Genomic DNA, 18,310 nt, shown 5'->3' on the forward strand with positions numbered 1-18,310 from the left:
TTAAACTTCCTCCTGTTTTGTTTCTAATTTTTTACTCCATGCGGTTAGGGCAACGGCGATTAGGACCATGATCATGCCGATCCAGGTGGTGTCGATGATTCGCATGTGGGTGATGACGAGGCCGCCGAGATAGGATCCGAGCGCGATTCCGGCGTTGAAGGCTGCGATGTTAAGGGCGGACGCGATGTCGACGCCTTTTGGGACGAATTTCTCGGCTAGAATCACGACGTAGACTTGTAAACCGGGCACGTTCATGAAGGCAAACACGCCCATGAGCAGGATCGTTGCGAGTCCGAAAATCTTGGATGGGGCGGTGAAGTAGAGTAGGCCGAGCACGATGGCTTGCGCGATGAACATGTAGAATAGGGCTTGGATTGGCCGTTTGTTCGCGACTTTACCGCCGATCATGTTGCCGACCGCGATGGCAATTCCGTAGATGAAAAGGAGAATCGCGATGGAGCTCGTTTGGAAGCCGGTGACTTGTTCGAGAAGCGGTGTTAGATAGGTGAACACGACGAAGGTTCCGCCGTAGCCTAGTGCTGTGATGGCGAACACGAGTAGTAGCGGGCCATTTGTGAGTACTTTGACTTGGTCGCCGAGCGTCATTTTGGTGCCGGGACGCAGGTTTTTCGGGATCAGGATGAGATTCGCGATAAGGGCGATGATGCCGATTGCTGCGATGCCAAAGAACGCGACGCGCCAGCCGAATTGTTGCCCGATGAGTGTGCCGATTGGGACGCCGGTCACGGTTGCGATGGTTAGGCCGGTGAACATGATGGAGATGGCGCTTGCCCGCTTGTTTGGCGGGACAAGGTCAGCCGCGATGGTGGACCCGATGGACATGAAGACGCCATGCGCAAAGGCAGATACGACGCGGGCGATGAGTAGTAGCGCGATTGTTGTGGAGAACGCCGCGGCTAAGTTGCCGAGTATGAATACGATCATGATGGTAAGTAATAGCGTTTTGCGATTCATGCGTGATGTCAGTGCGGTCAGGATTGGTGCGCCGAACATGACGCCAACTGCATAAAGCGAGACGGTCAGCCCCGCGGTACTCACTGGTATTGCTAAGTCTTCGGCGATGAGTGGCAACAACCCGACACTAATAAATTCAGTCGTTCCAATCGCAAAAGCACTAACTGCCAAAGCTAATAATGCAAAAATATTTCGATTCCCTTTCAAAGTTAAGCCCTCCTAAATTCTGCTTGCTTTTTTGATGACAAATGTTATTATGATACTAACAGGCAATTAAAACAAGTACGTACTTTTTTGTAATGTAGGCACTTTTTAGTACCTATAGAAAGGAGCGAAACATGCAGAAAAAATATAATATCTCTGTCGAGGCGACGCTTGAGGTACTCGGCGGTAAGTGGAAATGTGTGATTCTATGCCATTTAACGCACGGGAAAAAACGGACAAGCGAGTTGAAACGCCTTATTCCATCGATCACGCAAAAAATGCTCACGCAACAGTTGCGAGAGTTAGAGCAAGATGGAATTATTAATCGGATTGTATATAATCAAGTACCGCCGAAAGTGGAATATGAACTGAGCGAGTACGGAAAATCATTGGAAAGCATTTTGACGGCTTTATGTAATTGGGGAGATGTCCATATTGAACGGATGTGTGGGGATCGAGCAGATTTTTTGGAAGAAAGTATTTTAAATAAGTGAACATGAAAATCCCTGTGGAAAACGCTCCACGGGGATTTTGCAATATTTCTTAGTCGCGACCGTCTTCCACAATCGAAAGTTCATTATCTACATCGAAGAAATGCGATTTAGACATCTCAAACGCGTATTGAATTTTCTCGAATGGTTCGTGGTTCGAACGCGAGTCAACACGTGCTACAAATTCGTGTGATCCAACTTTAGAGTGGAGCATGAACTCAGCGCCTGTAAGCTCGGCAACGATAATTTCAGCGTTAAAAGTAGAACCTGGATTTACTTCGATAACAAGCGGCTCATCGTGAATATCTTCTGGACGAATACCAAAAACGATATCTTTGCCAGCATAGCCTTTGTCATTCAACACTTTCAGCTTGCCTTCTGGAACTTCAATCGTGAAATCATCACCGACAAATTGTGTTCCGTTTAGTTTACCTTTAAAGAAGTTCATCGCTGGGCTTCCGATAAAGCCGGCAACGAACATGTTTACTGGGTGATCGTATACTTGTTTTGGTGAACCGACTTGTTGGATAACGCCGTCTTTCATAATAACGATACGCGTCGCCATTGTCATCGCTTCGGTTTGGTCATGGGTTACATAGATCATTGTTGTATTTAATTGTAAATGTAGTTTTGTGATTTCGGCACGCATTTGTACACGTAGTTTCGCGTCTAGATTCGATAATGGCTCATCCATTAGGAAGACTTTCGCGTCACGAACGATGGCACGGCCTAAAGCTACACGTTGGCGTTGTCCACCAGATAGTGCGCTTGGTTTACGTTTTAAGTACTCAGTTAGGCCTAAGATATTGGCAGCGTGCTCTACGCGTGTTTGAATTTCGGCTTTTGGCATTTTGCGGAGTTTTAGACCGAATGCCATGTTGTCGTATACTGTCATATGTGGATATAGTGCGTAGTTTTGGAAAACCATCGCGATGTCGCGGTCTTTCGGTGCGACGTTATTCATTACTTTACCGTCAATGCTTAACTCGCCTTTTGAAATTTCTTCAAGCCCTGCGATCATGCGGAGTGTCGTTGATTTACCGCAACCAGATGGTCCAACGAAAACGATGAATTCCTTGTCCGCGATCTCCAAGTTGAAGTCCTCTACTGCTGTTACTTTGTTATCGTATATTTTATAAATGTGCTCGAGTGATAGTTGTGCCATGTTTAGTTACTCCCCCATCAAATTGTTTTTAGTGTTGAGTTCATTGTATATGAAAACGCTTTATGGAGATATGTCAGGTTGCACAAAGAATGAAAATTTTTGTTGGGCAGGTTGCATAATCGTTATCGTGAAGGAGAAATGTATTAGTCTAATTTTTTGATGTTGTTCTAGAAGAATAAGCAAACAGGAAAAAGAGTCTCAGTAGAATAGAGAAATACTGATATAGATTTTTCAAATGTTCATCATTATGGCACATATAAAGACAGAGAGGCCCATTAATAGTATGAATATAACGTATATTATCTACTAGAAGAATATATATACTGCAGATATTCATGTAGTACCTTTTGTAAATAGTCCGGATCAAAAAACAGTTTTAGCAGAGAGCGGTATAATAATCACGTACTTAAGAAACAGACAAACAATACGCACCACAAAATAGATGAGAAGGTGATGTCATGAAAAAGAAAATAGTAGCCATTGCGCTCACAATCATGATGCCAGCACCGATGTTCGCAGGAGTTGCTCAAGCAGAAGTCATAAAGGAGCCCGTGAAAGTAAGTCAAACTTTAAAAACAGGTGCTATGTTAGGTGCCACGATTCAAACAAAGAATTTATTTAAAGATACGGGTTTCACACTTTTTGGAAGTCAAGGGAATGTAGGTTGGCTATATTCACAAGCCGGTTTGTTCGATAATAGTTTAGCATTGAATCGATTCATGGAAAAAACCGGTGATGAATACAAAATCACGAATCCAATAGATTACCAAGTATTTGCTAAGCCATTAATGATCGGTAATGAAGCTGCCATTCAAATGAGATCCATAACAGAAGCAGGGACCACAGCGAAAGTAAATAGCAGTTTTGGACAACAATTATATGGACTTACACCAGGTAAAGAGTATACTGTTTCGACAGATTATCGCGTTGCTTCAAGCAATGTGACAGATGGCAAAAATGAGTTATATTTTACAATCGGAAAACTAGGTGGCAGTGGCGGGCTCACGACAGATAAATCACTAGAAAATACGAGTGTGACGATTGCGAACGATGATACAACTTGGAAACACTATTCGAAAACATTTGTAGCGGGTAGCAGTACACAAGTCGTTGTTTTCGGCCAATTTCCCAACTCAACAGATGCAGGACAACAGTTAGTAACACAATATAAAAACCTGCAACTAGTTGACGCGGACCAAACACCACCAGAAGCGCCTACCGCATCGAAGGTTTATCCAACATCAAACACCATAACTGGTAAAACAGAAGCTGGCGCCAAAGTCTCCATCAAAGTAAACGGTACAGAAATTGGAACAACGACAGCAAACGGATCAGGCGATTACATCGTTACCATCCCAGTTCAACCGAAAGATACAGTTCTTGAAATTACAGCCCAAGATGCTTCTGGAAATATAAGTGACGCAACACAAGTAACAGTGAAAGAGGAAGTATTCGCCGTTGCAAATCCGCAAACTTTCATATTAGGAACCGATATTTCAAAAATAGATCCAAAAGCATTTTTAACAGATATTAAAAATGATGGAACTAACATGAAAATAGAATACGTCACAAAAGCAAGAACGGATCAAGTTGGAGTAAGTAACACGAGTATTAAAGTGACAGATCTCAGCACCCAAGTAGCACAAACCATCGTAGTTCCAACTACAGCCCAGTTCGGAGATACAATCTTCTCTTCGGGTATTGGATACCAAGGTGCCTCTGGAAATCGAGGAATCGCAGCGATTACAATTCATCATGGGGAACATCCATATTTGACAGATACTCCTGGAATTGATGCGGATTACGCATACGGGAAAATGCATTCCTACTTCTCTACAACTTACTACTCTAACAAGATTATGAAAGTAACTGATGAACATGAGCTAGGCGCTGCTTATTTTGATAAATCATCCGCAGGAACAGGAATTGTAAGTGATTTTATGAACGCATATGGTACACCGAGCGTTGATTACGGAGATATTATCGAAGTTTACCAACCCGAAGCAAGGGTTTTTCTAACTCAACCGACAGCAACATCATTAGATGGAGCGGAGAATTTGCCAAAAGGATATAACTATTTTGAAATTACGCCAAATGGCTACAAACGAGTGCTCCAAGATAATATCACAACAAAAAATGTAACCATAAATACCGGTGATACAGTGAAAACGAGTGATTTTGTCAATTTGCCAGCAGGTGGTGGATTGAAAGTAGCAGATAATTTTGTCCAAGCACCAAATCTATCTAAAGTAGGTACAAGCACCGTTCAAGTTGAGGTCGATCAGCAATTGAATTCAGGTAAATACCTCAAACGTACCTTTACAAGCACGATAACCGTGAAAGATACAATTGCTCCAACAGCAGATACGATAACACAAACGCTCGATAAAGGCGCATCTATTCCGGCCGCAAGTACTTTCCTGACAAACGTACACGATAATGCAGACGCGGATGTAGCCAATAATATTTCGATAAGCTACGTCACACCACCAACAACGGCCACAATCGGCGTGAGAACGGCTCAAATTGCTATCCAAGATAAAGCTGGAAATAAAACGATAAAAAATGTAACGTACAGCGTTAAAGATGAGAACACCAAGATACAAGATAACTATATGTTGCATAGTGGCGATGCGCAGTTAAACACGAGTGATCTCGAAGGAAAGACGTCCGAACAAGTAGCAACCCTTCTACGCCAACAAGCAAAAGTGCAAGGTTGGGATATGACATCAGGAGCCGATTTGACGAACCAAGTCACATTAGAATCACCAGTACCGACCACATCAGGAACATACACGTTGACTTACAAATTAGGAACAGCGACAGCGACTTCACACGTTGAAATCAAAGATAATACAACTTTTGGCTTCACAGAAACACCGTCAGTACTTGGATTTAATACGACAGAAATTAAATCAAGTGAAACAACAATTGATCGTGAAAAAACCGATTGGAACGTTGGCGTGACAGATGCGAGAAATAACGGCGACCAATGGGCTGTAACAGCGACAGTGAACGGACCTTTTGAGAATATGACAGACCCGACAGCTAAAAAACTAACGAACGCCTTCACTTTCACAAAAGGCACAACAGAAACGCGAATCTTAGACAATGAAGCTTTTACCATCTATGAAGGCAAATCCGACACAGAAACGAACAAAAATATTCAGTGGGCGAAAGATCAAGGCTTGCGCATGAAAGTCAATACAACCGGCGTCAAAGCAGATGAAGATTATCAAACAAGTATCACCTGGACATTGAACGATACACCTTAATAAAAATAACGATAAAGGATGTGGTGATAAGAGAATCGCAGGATATTTCTTAACATGGCAGAACACGAGCAAGGCCAAGTGATCTCGGGATAGCCCCATCAAATCCTGGCACTTCAAAGGAGAACAATTTCACATGACAATCAAAAAATATGCAGTAATCGGTTTAGTAACAATCTCAGCAGTAGCAGCAACTTTCGGTATGGGTCACCAAGCATCCGCAGCAGAAGTTGGCTCGTTAACAACAGACAGCAAAGTAAGCTTCACGAAACAAGCAGAAGAAACGATTATTCCTCCAGTCAATCCACTTGATCCGGACCAACCACTTGATCCAGATGCAGGCGTAAACCCAGGTACAGGCGGCCCATTAAGCATTGGCTACGTATCCGAATTTGATTTTGGTACCCAAGAAATTTCTGGGGAAACGAAAACATATAATGCCAAACTAGACAAAGTTAAAGTTGGCGGTGAATATGTAGACGCACCAAACAACGTGCAAGTAACCGATAACCGTGGGAATAACGCTGGTTGGAACCTGACAGTAGCGCAAAATGGCCAATTAAAAGACGGCTCAGCACGTGACCTTGAAGGCGCAGAAATCGCGATTACAAAAGGAACTGCGATAACAAAAACTGGCGCAGGCGTAACAGCACCAACTGTGAATCAACAAATCAAATTGAACCCGAATGGTACAGCATCCATGGTTATGAACGCAACAGCCAATCAAGGTATGGGTCAATGGGTAGACAAATTTGGAGCAGATAACACTGCAGCAGCAGATGCCGTAACGCTAACAGTTCCAGGTAAGAGCGCGAAATATGCCGATTCTGATTATGCAACAACATTAACATGGACACTTTCTGATACACCACAATAATTTAATACGAGACTAAACTAGAAAATGCGTATTCAAAATCTAAGTCAGATTTTGGATGCGCATTTTCCTGTTTGAACACAGAAGTTGGTATACATATAATTGAGAATATGAGTTATAATTGATAAAAATAAAAAGTATACAAAAAAATAATAGTATAGCTAAAATTAAATCCGTTGATATAGAATGGTTTCTAGTGATTCGAACAACGCTATGTAAATTTATAGTGACTTCAAAACAATAAACATTATAATTAACTGTTGACAATCTCACGAAACAAGGCGATAATTTTAAGTGTGTAGTTTCACATACTAGAAGATTTAGGGAGGAATAATAATGTCATTAATAGGTAAAGAAATAGAAGAGTTTGCTGCAAAAGCTTTCCATCAAGGTGAATTTATAGATGTTTCATCAGAAAATTTCAAAGGAAAATGGAGTGTTGTCTGCTTTTACCCTGCCGATTTCACATTTGTTTGCCCAACGGAACTAGAAGATTTGCAAGACCAATATAAGACACTGCAAGATTTAGACGTAGAAGTTTACTCTGTTTCAACAGACACACATTTCACGCATAAAGCATGGCACGACGCTTCAGACGCTATTGGCAAAATCGAATACATCATGATTGGCGATCCAACGCACAAAATCTCACGTATTTTTGATGTGCTAGATGAAGAAGAAGGCTTAGCGAATCGTGGAACATTTATTATTGATCCAAACGGTGTGGTGCAAACAATCGAAATTAACGCAGACGGTATTGGTCGCGACGCCAGTACTTTAGTTGATAAAATTCGCGCGGCACAATACGTACGCAACAATCCAGGCGAAGTTTGTCCGGCGAAATGGAAAGAAGGCGCGGATACACTGAAACCAAGCCTAGACTTAGTAGGTAAAATCTAAAAATGGCATTAGATCAACAAATCAAAGAACAACTAGCGGGCTATCTGGATTTACTGGAACAAAACATTGTTCTAAAAGTAAGCGTCGCAACAGATGAAAACTCGCAAAAGTTACTCGAATTCGTCACGGAAATCGCGGAAATGTCTCCAAAAATCCGTTTAGAGCAAAGCACGCTTACAAGAACACCGAGCTTTAGTGTCGAACGTGAAGATACCGACTTTGGCATTGCATTCGCCGGGATTCCGCTTGGACATGAATTTACTTCACTGATCTTAGCATTACTACAAGTAAGTGGCCGTCCACCGAAAATCAGTGATGACGTCGTAGCTCAGATCAAAAAAATCAACACACCACATCATTTTGAGACTTACGTAAGTTTGATGTGCCATAACTGCCCGGACATCGTGCAGGCGCTCAATATCATGAGTGTATTGAACCCGAATATCACGCATACAATGATCGAAGGCGGCATGTTTAAAGACGAAGTAGAAGCCAAAAACATCATGGCTGTACCGACTATTTTTGAAAATGGTTCCCTATTTGGGAGTGGCCGCATGACTATCGAGCAAATCCTCACAAACATCGTGGGTGAAGCAGATGCCTCTGAATTTGAAGATAAAGAACCTTTCGATGTCCTTGTAATTGGTGGCGGTCCAGCGGGTGCAAGTGCTGCGATTTATGCCGCTCGTAAAGGGATTCGCACGGGGATTGTCGCAGATACATTCGGCGGTCAAGTTCTAGAAACGCTGAGCATCGAAAACGTGATCGGAACGAAATACACAGAAGGTCCAAAACTGATCGCGCAGATTGAGGAGCACGTGAACGAATACGGCGTTGATGTGATGAAGCAAGTACGTGCAAAAAGTATTGAGAAGAAAGAAAACGTGGAAGTCACGCTAGAAAATGGCGCTGTTTTAACGACTAAAACGGCGATTATCTCAACGGGTGCAAGATGGCGCAATATCGGCGTTCCTGGCGAACAGGAATTCAAAAATAAAGGCGTCGCATATTGCCCACACTGTGACGGTCCACTTTTTGAAGGGAAGAATGTCGCGGTTGTTGGCGGTGGAAACTCTGGTATTGAAGCAGCGATTGACCTTGCTGGTACCGTGAAGCATGTGACTGTGCTTGAGTTTATGCCGGAATTAAAAGCCGATGACGTTTTGCAGAAGCGCCTTTACTCCTTACCGAATGTCACTGTCTTGAAAAATGTACAAACAAAAGAAATCACAGGGCAGGACAAAGTGAGTGGCGTTACTTACGTGAACCGCGAAACGGGCGAAGAAGTTCATGTGGATGTAGAGGGAGTCTTCATTTTGATTGGTTTAGCGCCGAACACAGAATGGCTTGGCGACGGTATCGAACGCAATAAAATGGGCGAGATTATAACGAATAAACATGGCGAGACAAGCGTTCCCGGCATATTCGCAGCTGGGGATTGCACAGACAGCGCCTACAAACAAATCATTATTTCGATGGGCTCTGGGGCTACAGCAGCACTTGGCGCGTTTGATTATATGATTCGCAACTAAAAAAGCTATCGATCTGCAACGTTTTTAAGTTGTAGGTCGGTAGCTTTTTTGTGGTTCTCTGAAAGCGGGATATCGTGGTATACTGAATAAAAATGTATCAGTTAAAGGAGACGCGAGATGGCAGATGTAATTATAGTTGGAGACGGCGGGCATAGCAAGGTTGTTCGAGAATGCTTGGAGCAACAAGGTGTGGATACCATTATCGGTGTTTTAGATAATAAATATACAAGTTATGAAAAACAGGGGGCGCAATTCCGAGCTCCATTTGACGATTTTGAGCTGTATAAAAAAGATACGGTATTGTGGTTCATCGCTATTGGTGATAATAAGGCGCGTGCGGGGGTTGCGGCTAAATTGGGCGATGTGCGGTATGCAACGATTATACATCCGACGGCGATTGTTTCGAAGGCGGCGACGATTGAACCGGGCAGTGTTATTATGCCGTTAGCGGTGGTCCAGCCAGATAGCGTTATTGGCGCGCATACGATTATTAATACAGGCGCGATTGTTGAGCATGACGTGATTATTTCCGAGGTAGCTCACGTTTCACCAAGGGCTACGGTAACTGGTGGTGTTAAAATTGGTACGGGTGTTCATGTTGGGGCTTCGGCGGTTGTGAATCCGGGGGTAGATTTAGGCGCGTATTCTGTGATTGGCGCGGGCGCGGTGGTGGTTGGTGATACGGAGGCTGGGATGGCATATGTTGGGGTGCCGGCGAGGAAGTTGGAGAAGTGATGGGCTTCTGTATGTATGAGAACGAAGTAAGTATATAATTTATATTACTGTTGTCTAGTTTAGTATAACCGATCCAATGCCGCCGTTTTTAAATGTCATAGAATTCCCAAATAAAAAGCGATTCTTTTCCTCCCAATAGGAGTTCTAGAAGCGCTGGTTGTTAGTAATGCAGAAGTGTGCTCTTTATATATCAGTTTTAGTCATTTTTTTCTTGTAATTTCGATAGCTGATTACTGTCATAAGTATGAAATATATCATAGCTCCTAATGATAGGATGATGAGACTCTTATCAGCTTTTATAAATGTCATGTAGATAAAAAATGAAAAAAATATGATACTTCCTAATGTGTGTACAATTAATGAAAAACGCATATAGCTTATCCCCTTATTTTAAAGATTATAATTATTTATGATTGTATCATAAATAACTATAAGGTGGGGTTTATTTTGAAAAAGAGAGAGATTATTTCTATATTTATGGCAGGAAGTTTGATTTTAAGTACAGTTTCACCTACTTTCGTTAGTGCAAGTGAATTACCGGAGGGAGATTCAAATCAGATAGATGGTGAACCAGTTTCTTTTATGCTCAGAGCGAATGTTCCAGTGGATAATTCTGGGGTTAAAGCGCCTGCTGCGAGTGCTGGTCATTATTTATATAGTTCTAAGCTAACTAATAAGTCGATTGCATATCAAAATAGGGAACAAGCTGTCAATGCAATAGGAGCTGTTTTTGCAGGATTGGCAACTGGATATGGAGGGTTACCTAATGTCGCTACTGCTATTAGTATTTTGGGCGGGGGTGGTGCCATTACTCAGTTGATATCAGGAAAAGTGGGAGCGCAGTTTCCAGTTCAAGTTGGTACCTATGTCTATTTGGCTGATTCTAAACATAGGACGCAGACATATGCTGGATATAGACTTGTAATTGTTAAAAATAAGAATACAGGTAAAACTATTAAAAGTACTAAATATCTTATTGCTAAAACAGGTATTTAATATGTTTGTCAGCAGTTTTAAGCGAGTTGATGAAAACAGAATATAAATATAGAGAGGAATTTTCTAACTATGGTAAATAGAAAAAGAATTTTAATAAAGATTAGCGGGGCAGCGCTTGGCGAACAAGAAGATCATTTTAATCAAGGAAAGTTTAAGCAAGTTGCACAAAGAATTATTGATTTGGCAGATTCGGGAGTGCAAGTTTCTATTGTAGTGGGTGGAGGGAACTTATTCCGAGGAAATCTTGCGAAGGATTGGGGAATTGAAAGAGCTGAGGCAGATAATATCGGGACATTAGGAACTATTATTAATAGTTTAATTCTTAGAGGTGTTTTAAATTCTCTCTCGGATAGAGAGGTACGAGTGATGACTTCTATACCAATCCATACAGTGGCTGAACCATATATTAGACTACGAGCTATTCAACACTTAACAAAAGGATGTATTGTTATTTTTGCTGGGGGAAATGGACAACCTTTCGTAACCACTGATTATCCTGCTGTTCAGAGAGCTATTGAGACTAATACGGATAGCATCGTGGTCGCTAAAAATGGAGTGGATGGAGTGTATACTGCTGATCCAAATTTAGTTGAGAATGCTCAAAAATACAAAATATTAAACTATGACGATGTTCTGAAAAATAATATTCGAGTGATGGATCAATCTGCTTTATTGCTAGCCAAGGAGCATGATTTACCAATACGTGTCATTGATTTTAATACACCTAATTTAGTAAATTTATTTTCAAGTGAAGCATCTTTAGGAACCATCATAACATCTTCAAATTCAAAATTGGATAGCTGAGAATGCTACGGAAATTTTATCTGTTACCACAGGTGCTAAAAGTATGTTTACTCCTTGATTTTTTACTAAATTTTACAATATAGCGCTGTTTATACTGATACCAATATACCTAATTAATTTTTTCACATGCAATGACTTCTGCTATCATGACATCCTTAATAGTCGCTAGTTTAATAGGAATTTATCTTGGAAGGAAGGTCCCTAAAGATATTAAAAGTAATTTGATTCGAATAAAGGCAGTAGAAATTTTGATTAATGTGTTACTACTCATGTTATTATTTTTTCATTTTAATGGATTGAACCAGTTGAATCAATTTCATAACTCCACTTTTGTTTTTATAGGAATAATAACCCATTTCATTTCAGGATAGCGCAGGTAAAGAGATTTGAAAACTTGCTACTAGTTGTTTTTGATGTTATGAAAGTCATTGTGCCACAACGCTTTTGAATTATGAAATTGGTGCAGTATTATATAATAGAATAAATCAAGAAGTATATAAAAACATTACAGCAAGCACGGATGTTATTCTAAAAAAAGCAGCAACTATTTTTTAATAGAAGCGATAGACAGTTGAATGGTGGTACCGCGGACATAGAAGTTTAAGGTGCATATCGTGAATCAACGGTCTATCGCTGTTTTTTCGTGAAAATAAGCCGTTAGCCTCTTTACTATGTAGTCATTATTATCTGGCAAAATAAGATTGTTTCTATAATCACATTCTCCAATGGCAAGCCTTTTTTGAAAGTTCGTTCGAATAGCCTATTTTTGAGGGAGTTCTGATTTTTGTTAGAAAAAAAGCTTATCTTGTGCCATAATGAGAATGTGGATACAATATATAGTGGTCGAAGGGAAGCGGAGATAATGTACGTGGAGAAGGAAACGGAACAATTGGTTATCAAAAGGGACGGTCGGAAGGTCGGGTTTGACCTGATTAAGATTCGGAATGCGGTGCAGGCGTCGATGGTGAGTTGTGGCGTGGATGATGCGGGGTATTTGGAAGCAGTTTTAGTTGATATTGTGAAGAGTTTACCAAACGATGCGGCGGTGACAATCGATGAGATTCAGCATGTGGTCGAGAATCAGCTGATGAAATCTACATATCCGGATGTGGCGCGGGCTTATATTGAGTATCGGCATGACCGGGATTCGCAGCGGGCGAGTATGACGGACTTGACGACGAGCGTGCAAAAGTTGCTGGATCGGGATAAGACGGTTGTGAACGAGAATGCGAATAAGGATGCGACGGTGTTTAATACGCAGCGGGACTTGACGGCGGGCGCGGTGGCGAAGAGCTATGCGTTGAAATATATGTTGCCAAAACATGTGGCGAACGCTCATTTGAAGGGGGACATTCATTTTCACGATCTGGATTATAGTCCGTATCACGCGATGACGAATTGTTGTTTGATTGATATTGCGGGGATGCTGGCGAACGGTTTCACGATTGGGAATGCGAATGTGGAAAGTCCGAAATCGATTCAGACCGCGACGGCTCAAATTGCGCAAATTATTGCGAATGTGGCGAGTTCGCAGTACGGTGGTTGTTCGGTGGATCGGATTGATGAGGTTTTAGCGGTGTACGCGATGCGGAATTATTTGAAACATAAGAGTGAGGCGGAAAAATGGGTTTGGGCAGGAAGTCGAGAGGAATTTGCGTGGGAGCGGACGCGAAAAGATATTTATGACGCGATGCAGAGTTTGGAGTATGAGATTAATACGTTATACACGAGTAATGGGCAGACGCCGTTCGTGACGCTGGGCTTTGGCCTTGGCGAGGACTGGTTTGCGCGCGAGATTCAAATGGCGATTTTGAAGGTTCGGCTTGGCGGGATTGGGAAGGATAAGCAGACAGCGATTTTTCCGAAGCTGGTTTTCTCGGTGAAGCGGGGGACGAATTTGGATGCGGCGGATCCGAACTACGATATTAAGCAGTTGGCGCTGGAATGTTCGGCGAAACGGATGTACCCGGATGTGCTGAATTATGATTCGCTGGTGCGCTTGGCCGGGGATTTCAAGGTGCCGATGGGTTGCCGTTCATTTTTACCGGCGTGGCAAGATGCGGATGGTGCGTTTGTGAATGCGGGACGGAATAACTTGGGTGTTGTGACGCTAAATGTGCCGCGGATTGCGATTCAAAGTGGTGGCGACAAGGAACGATTCTGGGAAATTTTCACGGAACGGATGCAGACGGTGAAGGACGCGCTACTTTTCAGATTGGAGCGGGTTCGGGAGGCGAAACCGGAGAATGCGCCGATTTTGTATAAGTATGGTGCGTTTGGGAAGCGGCTTGATGACGGGCAGGATGTGGATCAACTTTTCAACAAGGAACGGTCGACGATTTCGATTGGTTATATTGGCTTGTATGAGGCGGCGACGATGTTTTATGGAGGTGAATGGGAGACGAATCCAGAAGCGAAGGCGTTTACTTTGGAAATTTTGAAGGAGCTAAAAGGCTACGCGGATGATTGGAAAGCGGAGTACGGCTATTGGTTTAGTGTGTATTCGACGCCGAGCGAGAGTTTGACGGATCGGTTTAACCGTTTGGATCGGGCTAAATATGGTGATATTAAAGATATTACCGACAAAGAATACTATCAAAATTCGTTCCATTATGATGTCCGCAAAAAAGTGACGCCGTTTGAGAAGCTCGATTTTGAGATGGAATATCCGGAGTATTGTGCGGGTGGTTTTATTCATTATTGTGAATATCCGAAGTTGACGCATAACCTGAAAGCTTTGGAAGCGGTTTGGGATTATGCGTATGAGCGCGTCGCTTATTTGGGAACGAATACGCCGATTGATCGTTGTTATGAGTGTGATTTTGAAGGGGAGTTTGCGCCAACCGCGGAAGGATTTAAGTGTCCGGAATGTGGGAATACGAACCCCGAGACGGCGGATGTGGTGAAGCGGACGTGTGGATATCTTGGGAACCCGATGAAACGGCCGATGGTGCACGGCAGACATGAGGAGATTACGCAACGTGTGAAGCATCTGGAGTCGTCCAATGAATAATCCAAAACCGAAAGAATGGCGAGCTGAGGCCTTGTCGGCGAGCTATATTGCGGATTATAAACCGTTTAATTTTGTTGATGGAGAGGGCGTTCGTTGTAGCTTGTATGTTTCGGGGTGCCCTTTTCATTGTGAAGGCTGCTACAACAAGGCGGCGCAGTCGTTTCGCTATGGAATGCCGTATTCAGAAGAGCTCGAGGACAGAATTATCGCGGATTTGTGGCATGAAAGTGTGCAAGGATTGACGCTGCTGGGCGGGGAGCCATTTTTGAATACGGGTGTTTGTTTGCCACTTGTGAAACGGATTCGGGCTTTGTTTGGCGATGCGAAGGATATTTGGTCGTGGACGGGCTATACGTGGGAAGAATTGATGCGGGAAACATCGGATAAATTGGCGTTGCTTTCTTATGTGGATGTCCTTGTTGATGGGCGATTTGAGCAGGATTTATTTGATCCAAATTTGGCGTTTCGCGGCTCGAGTAACCAGCGAATCATTGATGTGAGGGCATCTTTGAAAACAGACGAAATCGTGATATATGAGTGAACATGGAAGGCGGTCTAGAAACACGAGGACCGCTTTTTGTATGTAAAAATTTCACATAAATCAGCATCGTATCGTTTTTATGTGTTACTATTGAGGTAGCAAGAGGTTGCTGATTTACGCGAGCTTCATTATGTTTTGTTTTATGTTACGCATAGGAAAGGAATGATTGATAGAGGAAAATCTGTACGCCCTTTCATTTTTGGACGTTGTTCGGGTTGATCCATCTAATCGCTATTTGCAGTATATACGACGCGCAGATGGCCAAGTTTCCACATACCATGCAATATCTCAAAAGGATTATTAGTCGGAAAAGTCGGTATAAACAAAAAGTACTAGACTAAACGTCTATACCACAAATATAATGGAGGTCAAAAAAATGTTAGAAATGAAGAAAAAGACGATGGGTTTTGTTAATAGTCACAAGGAAAACGAGAAGAGAATTGCTTTGTTACCTGAACATATCACGACTATTACGAATGCAGATCAGCTTTTTTTCGAAACGGGATATGGTGAGGCATTAGGGATAGCAGATGCGGAATATTTGGCGCTTGGTTGTCATGTCCAGCCACGTGAAGAGGTGCTCCGCCAAGCTATTATTTGCGAGCCGAAGATTGGTGATTCCGAATTTCTGAGCGATTTACAAAAAGGTCAAACGATATTTGGCTGGGTTCATGCGGAACAAAATCAGGATATCGCGGATAAATTAGTAGAATCAGGGGTAAAAGCCTACGCTTGGGAGAATATGGACTACATGAATCGGCATTGCTTCTGGGTGAATAATGAGCTGGCAGGCGAGGGTGCGATTATGCATGCGTACCAACTGATTGGCGAGATGCCGTACAATACAAAAGTGGCAATTTTGGGCCGGGGCAACGTGTCTCATGGCGCACAAAAAATATTGCAAAACCTAGGCGCGGAAGTTCATATTTATAATCGTAATCAAGAAGCGCTATTTCAAGAGGAATTACCACAATATGATGTGATTATAAATGCGATTTTGTGGGATTTGAAACGGACGGATCATATTATGTATCGCAAAGATTTACAGCGTTTGAAGAAGAACGCGATTATTATTGATATTAGCTGCGACCGGGCGGGGGCTATTGAAACGAGCAACCCGACGACGATTGCGAATCCAACGTATGTGGTGGACGGGATTTTACATTATGTAGTCGATCATACACCGAGCCTGCTTTACAGAACCGCGTCACATTCGATTTCCATAGAAATAGCGAAATATATCGATGACTTAATTGAAAATAGAGCCAATGTAACGCTCGAAGCTAGTGTCGTTGTTGCGATGGACCCAATGTATAAATAAATGCATAAACCCCGATTATAGACCCTGATTCATAAGATGGGCGCTATAGTCGGGGTTTTTGTTGTGTCTGATTAGCTCGCACGATTAACTTCCTTAGCCATTTTTGCAGGGTCTACGAGTGTCTCGCCAATCGCTGTAATTACTTGCCAGAATTTTTTCATATTCAACAGCTCCTTTCCTAATTCCATTATAGCCTGCGCGCATGGGAGTTTCCTGCTGTTTACATAACAATTTACTAAGATTATCTTACAGTTTTATCATATTTAGTGTAAGGTTGGAAAATTTGCAAGTGAACTATAAATAGCAAAGTAGGTTTAGGGCAAAAGTATAGCGGGAAAATCCAGAGTATAAATCAAATTGCCTATATTAATCATGAGAAAAAGGGAGGAGACAACAATGGTGAACAGCAAACGATTAGTTGACACGATGTCAAAAACAGGTTTTGGCGCTAATAATTTAGTATGCCGATTACCCGCAACCACCGATGCCGATGCGATTTTCTTTTCTTGCCACATGGATACGGTTACACCAGGCGTGGGTATCAAGCCGCAAATTAAGGGTGATATCATTTATTCAGACGGTACGACGATTTTAGCTGCGGACGATAAAGCAGGAATCGCGATTGTGCTGGAAACAATCCAGTTAATCAAGGAAAACAACACGCCGCATGGAACGCTCGAATTTGTGCTTTCAGTCGGGGAAGAAAGTGGATTAATCGGAATCAAAGCGTTTGATATGAGTGCGATTACCGCGAATTACGGTTTTGTTTTAGACACGGGTGGTCCAGTTGGTAGCATCACAGTTGGCAGTCCGACGCATGCGGGTCTTGAAATCGAAATTCACGGCACTGCAGCCCATGCTGGAATTGAGCCTGAAAAAGGAATATCAGCCATTGAAATCGCCGCGAAAGCCATTTCTCAGATGAAACTAGGACGTATCGATGTTGAAACGACCGCCAATATTGGTATAATCGAAGGAGGAACTGCGACGAACATCGTGATGGAACACGTTCGGATGGTTGCAGAAGTTAGGTCAATCAACAGCGAGTCTTGCGAGGCACAAATACAGCACATGAAAGACTTATTTGAAAAAACGACAGCAGAAATGGGTGGCGCGATTACAATAAAAGTAGAGATGAAGTACGGCGGTTACCACTTCGATGCCGAAACAAACGTAGTCAAAATCGCGACCAAAGCGATGGCGAAACTAGGCATGACGGCAAATCACGAAACAAGTGGTGGTGGCAGTGACGCCAATATTTTTAACGAACAAGGCAAAGAAACAACCAACTTATCCATCGGCTATGAAAAAATCCACACCGTTCACGAGTACATTCCAATTCGGGAACTAGAAAAAGCGACAGCATTAGCATACGAAATTGTGAAACAAGTAGCGTCTGAATAACCTCGCAATGCTAAAAATCGCGACACAAAAGCAATCCTTCATAGACTGAATCCAAGGTAAGACTAATCAGATTGAAGGTGTTT

13 protein-coding genes and 1 pseudogene are annotated in these 18,310 nt (G+C 42.5%); 12 read left to right on the forward strand and 2 right to left on the reverse strand.

Annotated elements, in window-relative coordinates; genetic code table 11:
* Complete coding sequence (locus HCJ66_RS11720; protein ID WP_187133295.1) at positions 1 to 1,182, reverse strand: MFS transporter; 1,182 nt, start codon at positions 1,180 to 1,182, stop codon at positions 1 to 3.
* A gap of 131 nt (positions 1,183 to 1,313) precedes the next feature.
* On the opposite strand from HCJ66_RS11720, the gene HCJ66_RS11725 reads away from it, so the two are divergent.
* Positions 1,314 to 1,673: a winged helix-turn-helix transcriptional regulator gene (locus tag HCJ66_RS11725; RefSeq protein WP_187133296.1), complete on the forward strand. Its 360-nt coding sequence runs from the start codon at positions 1,314 to 1,316 to the stop codon at positions 1,671 to 1,673.
* A gap of 49 nt (positions 1,674 to 1,722) precedes the next feature.
* On the opposite strand, the gene HCJ66_RS11730 is transcribed toward HCJ66_RS11725, so the two are convergent.
* Positions 1,723 to 2,835 (reverse strand): ABC transporter ATP-binding protein, encoded by a 1,113-nt coding sequence (locus HCJ66_RS11730; RefSeq protein ID WP_187133297.1) that lies wholly within the window; start codon positions 2,833 to 2,835, stop codon positions 1,723 to 1,725.
* Between the two features lie 458 nt (positions 2,836 to 3,293).
* Between HCJ66_RS11730 and HCJ66_RS11735 the strand changes: the two genes are divergently transcribed.
* From HCJ66_RS11735 to HCJ66_RS11785, 11 genes and pseudogenes are all read left to right on the forward strand, one after another.
* Positions 3,294 to 6,110: an Ig-like domain-containing protein gene (locus tag HCJ66_RS11735; protein ID WP_187133298.1), complete on the forward strand. Its 2,817-nt coding sequence runs from the start codon at positions 3,294 to 3,296 to the stop codon at positions 6,108 to 6,110.
* Positions 6,111 to 6,243: 133 nt separating this feature from the next.
* Positions 6,244 to 6,984 (forward strand): WxL domain-containing protein, encoded by a 741-nt coding sequence (locus tag HCJ66_RS11740; RefSeq protein ID WP_036059005.1) that lies wholly within the window; start codon positions 6,244 to 6,246, stop codon positions 6,982 to 6,984.
* A 333-nt stretch (positions 6,985 to 7,317) separates the two neighbouring features.
* A complete protein-coding gene (ahpC, locus tag HCJ66_RS11745; RefSeq protein WP_187133299.1) occupies positions 7,318 to 7,881 on the forward strand; it encodes an alkyl hydroperoxide reductase subunit C in 564 nt (187 codons plus the stop codon).
* A 2-nt stretch (positions 7,882 to 7,883) separates the two neighbouring features.
* On the forward strand, positions 7,884 to 9,413 hold the full coding sequence (ahpF, locus tag HCJ66_RS11750) for an alkyl hydroperoxide reductase subunit F (RefSeq protein ID WP_187133300.1): 1,530 nt from the start codon (positions 7,884 to 7,886) through the stop codon (positions 9,411 to 9,413).
* Positions 9,414 to 9,530: 117 nt separating this feature from the next.
* Complete coding sequence (locus HCJ66_RS11755) at positions 9,531 to 10,148, forward strand: acetyltransferase (protein ID WP_187133301.1); 618 nt, start codon at positions 9,531 to 9,533, stop codon at positions 10,146 to 10,148.
* Between the two features lie 447 nt (positions 10,149 to 10,595).
* On the forward strand, positions 10,596 to 11,144 hold the full coding sequence (locus HCJ66_RS11760; protein WP_187133302.1) for a hypothetical protein: 549 nt from the start codon (positions 10,596 to 10,598) through the stop codon (positions 11,142 to 11,144).
* 69 nt (positions 11,145 to 11,213) lie between these two features.
* A complete protein-coding gene (gene pyrH, locus HCJ66_RS11765; protein ID WP_187133303.1) occupies positions 11,214 to 11,948 on the forward strand; it encodes a UMP kinase in 735 nt (244 codons plus the stop codon).
* 862 nt (positions 11,949 to 12,810) lie between these two features.
* Complete coding sequence (gene nrdD, locus HCJ66_RS11770; RefSeq protein WP_187133304.1) at positions 12,811 to 14,961, forward strand: anaerobic ribonucleoside-triphosphate reductase; 2,151 nt, start codon at positions 12,811 to 12,813, stop codon at positions 14,959 to 14,961.
* Positions 14,954 to 15,502 (forward strand): anaerobic ribonucleoside-triphosphate reductase activating protein, encoded by a 549-nt coding sequence (gene nrdG / locus HCJ66_RS11775; protein WP_187133305.1) that lies wholly within the window; start codon positions 14,954 to 14,956, stop codon positions 15,500 to 15,502. The genes nrdD and nrdG overlap by 8 nt, the downstream gene beginning before the upstream one ends.
* Positions 15,503 to 15,878: 376 nt before the next feature.
* Positions 15,879 to 16,823, forward strand: coding sequence for a N(5)-(carboxyethyl)ornithine synthase (locus HCJ66_RS11780; protein ID WP_187133306.1), 945 nt, complete (start codon positions 15,879 to 15,881; stop codon positions 16,821 to 16,823).
* Between the two features lie 420 nt (positions 16,824 to 17,243).
* A pseudogene (locus HCJ66_RS11785) lies at positions 17,244 to 18,227 on the forward strand (M20/M25/M40 family metallo-hydrolase); the annotation flags it as partial.
* Between the last annotated feature and the right edge of the window lie 83 nt (positions 18,228 to 18,310).

The organism is Paenilisteria portnoyi (assembly GCF_014322795.1).
Lineage (GTDB): Bacteria > Bacillota > Bacilli > Lactobacillales > Listeriaceae > Listeria_A > Listeria_A portnoyi.

Bases quoted from the DNA above. Each gene is read 5' to 3' on its own strand.
- HCJ66_RS11725 (WP_187133296.1), top strand. From the start codon at position 1,314: ATGCAGAAAAAATATAATATCTCTGTCGAGGCGACGCTTGAGGTACTC.
- HCJ66_RS11730 (WP_187133297.1), bottom strand. From the start codon at position 2,835: ATGGCACAACTATCACTCGAGCACATTTATAAAATATACGATAACAAA.
- HCJ66_RS11735 (WP_187133298.1), top strand. From the start codon at position 3,294: ATGAAAAAGAAAATAGTAGCCATTGCGCTCACAATCATGATGCCAGCA.
- HCJ66_RS11740 (WP_036059005.1), top strand. From the start codon at position 6,244: ATGACAATCAAAAAATATGCAGTAATCGGTTTAGTAACAATCTCAGCA.
- ahpC (WP_187133299.1), top strand. From the start codon at position 7,318: ATGTCATTAATAGGTAAAGAAATAGAAGAGTTTGCTGCAAAAGCTTTC.
- ahpF (WP_187133300.1), top strand. From the start codon at position 7,884: ATGGCATTAGATCAACAAATCAAAGAACAACTAGCGGGCTATCTGGAT.
- HCJ66_RS11755 (WP_187133301.1), top strand. From the start codon at position 9,531: ATGGCAGATGTAATTATAGTTGGAGACGGCGGGCATAGCAAGGTTGTT.
- pyrH (WP_187133303.1), top strand. From the start codon at position 11,214: ATGGTAAATAGAAAAAGAATTTTAATAAAGATTAGCGGGGCAGCGCTT.
- nrdD (WP_187133304.1), top strand. From the start codon at position 12,811: ATGTACGTGGAGAAGGAAACGGAACAATTGGTTATCAAAAGGGACGGT.
- nrdG (WP_187133305.1), top strand. From the start codon at position 14,954: ATGAATAATCCAAAACCGAAAGAATGGCGAGCTGAGGCCTTGTCGGCG.
- HCJ66_RS11780 (WP_187133306.1), top strand. From the start codon at position 15,879: ATGTTAGAAATGAAGAAAAAGACGATGGGTTTTGTTAATAGTCACAAG.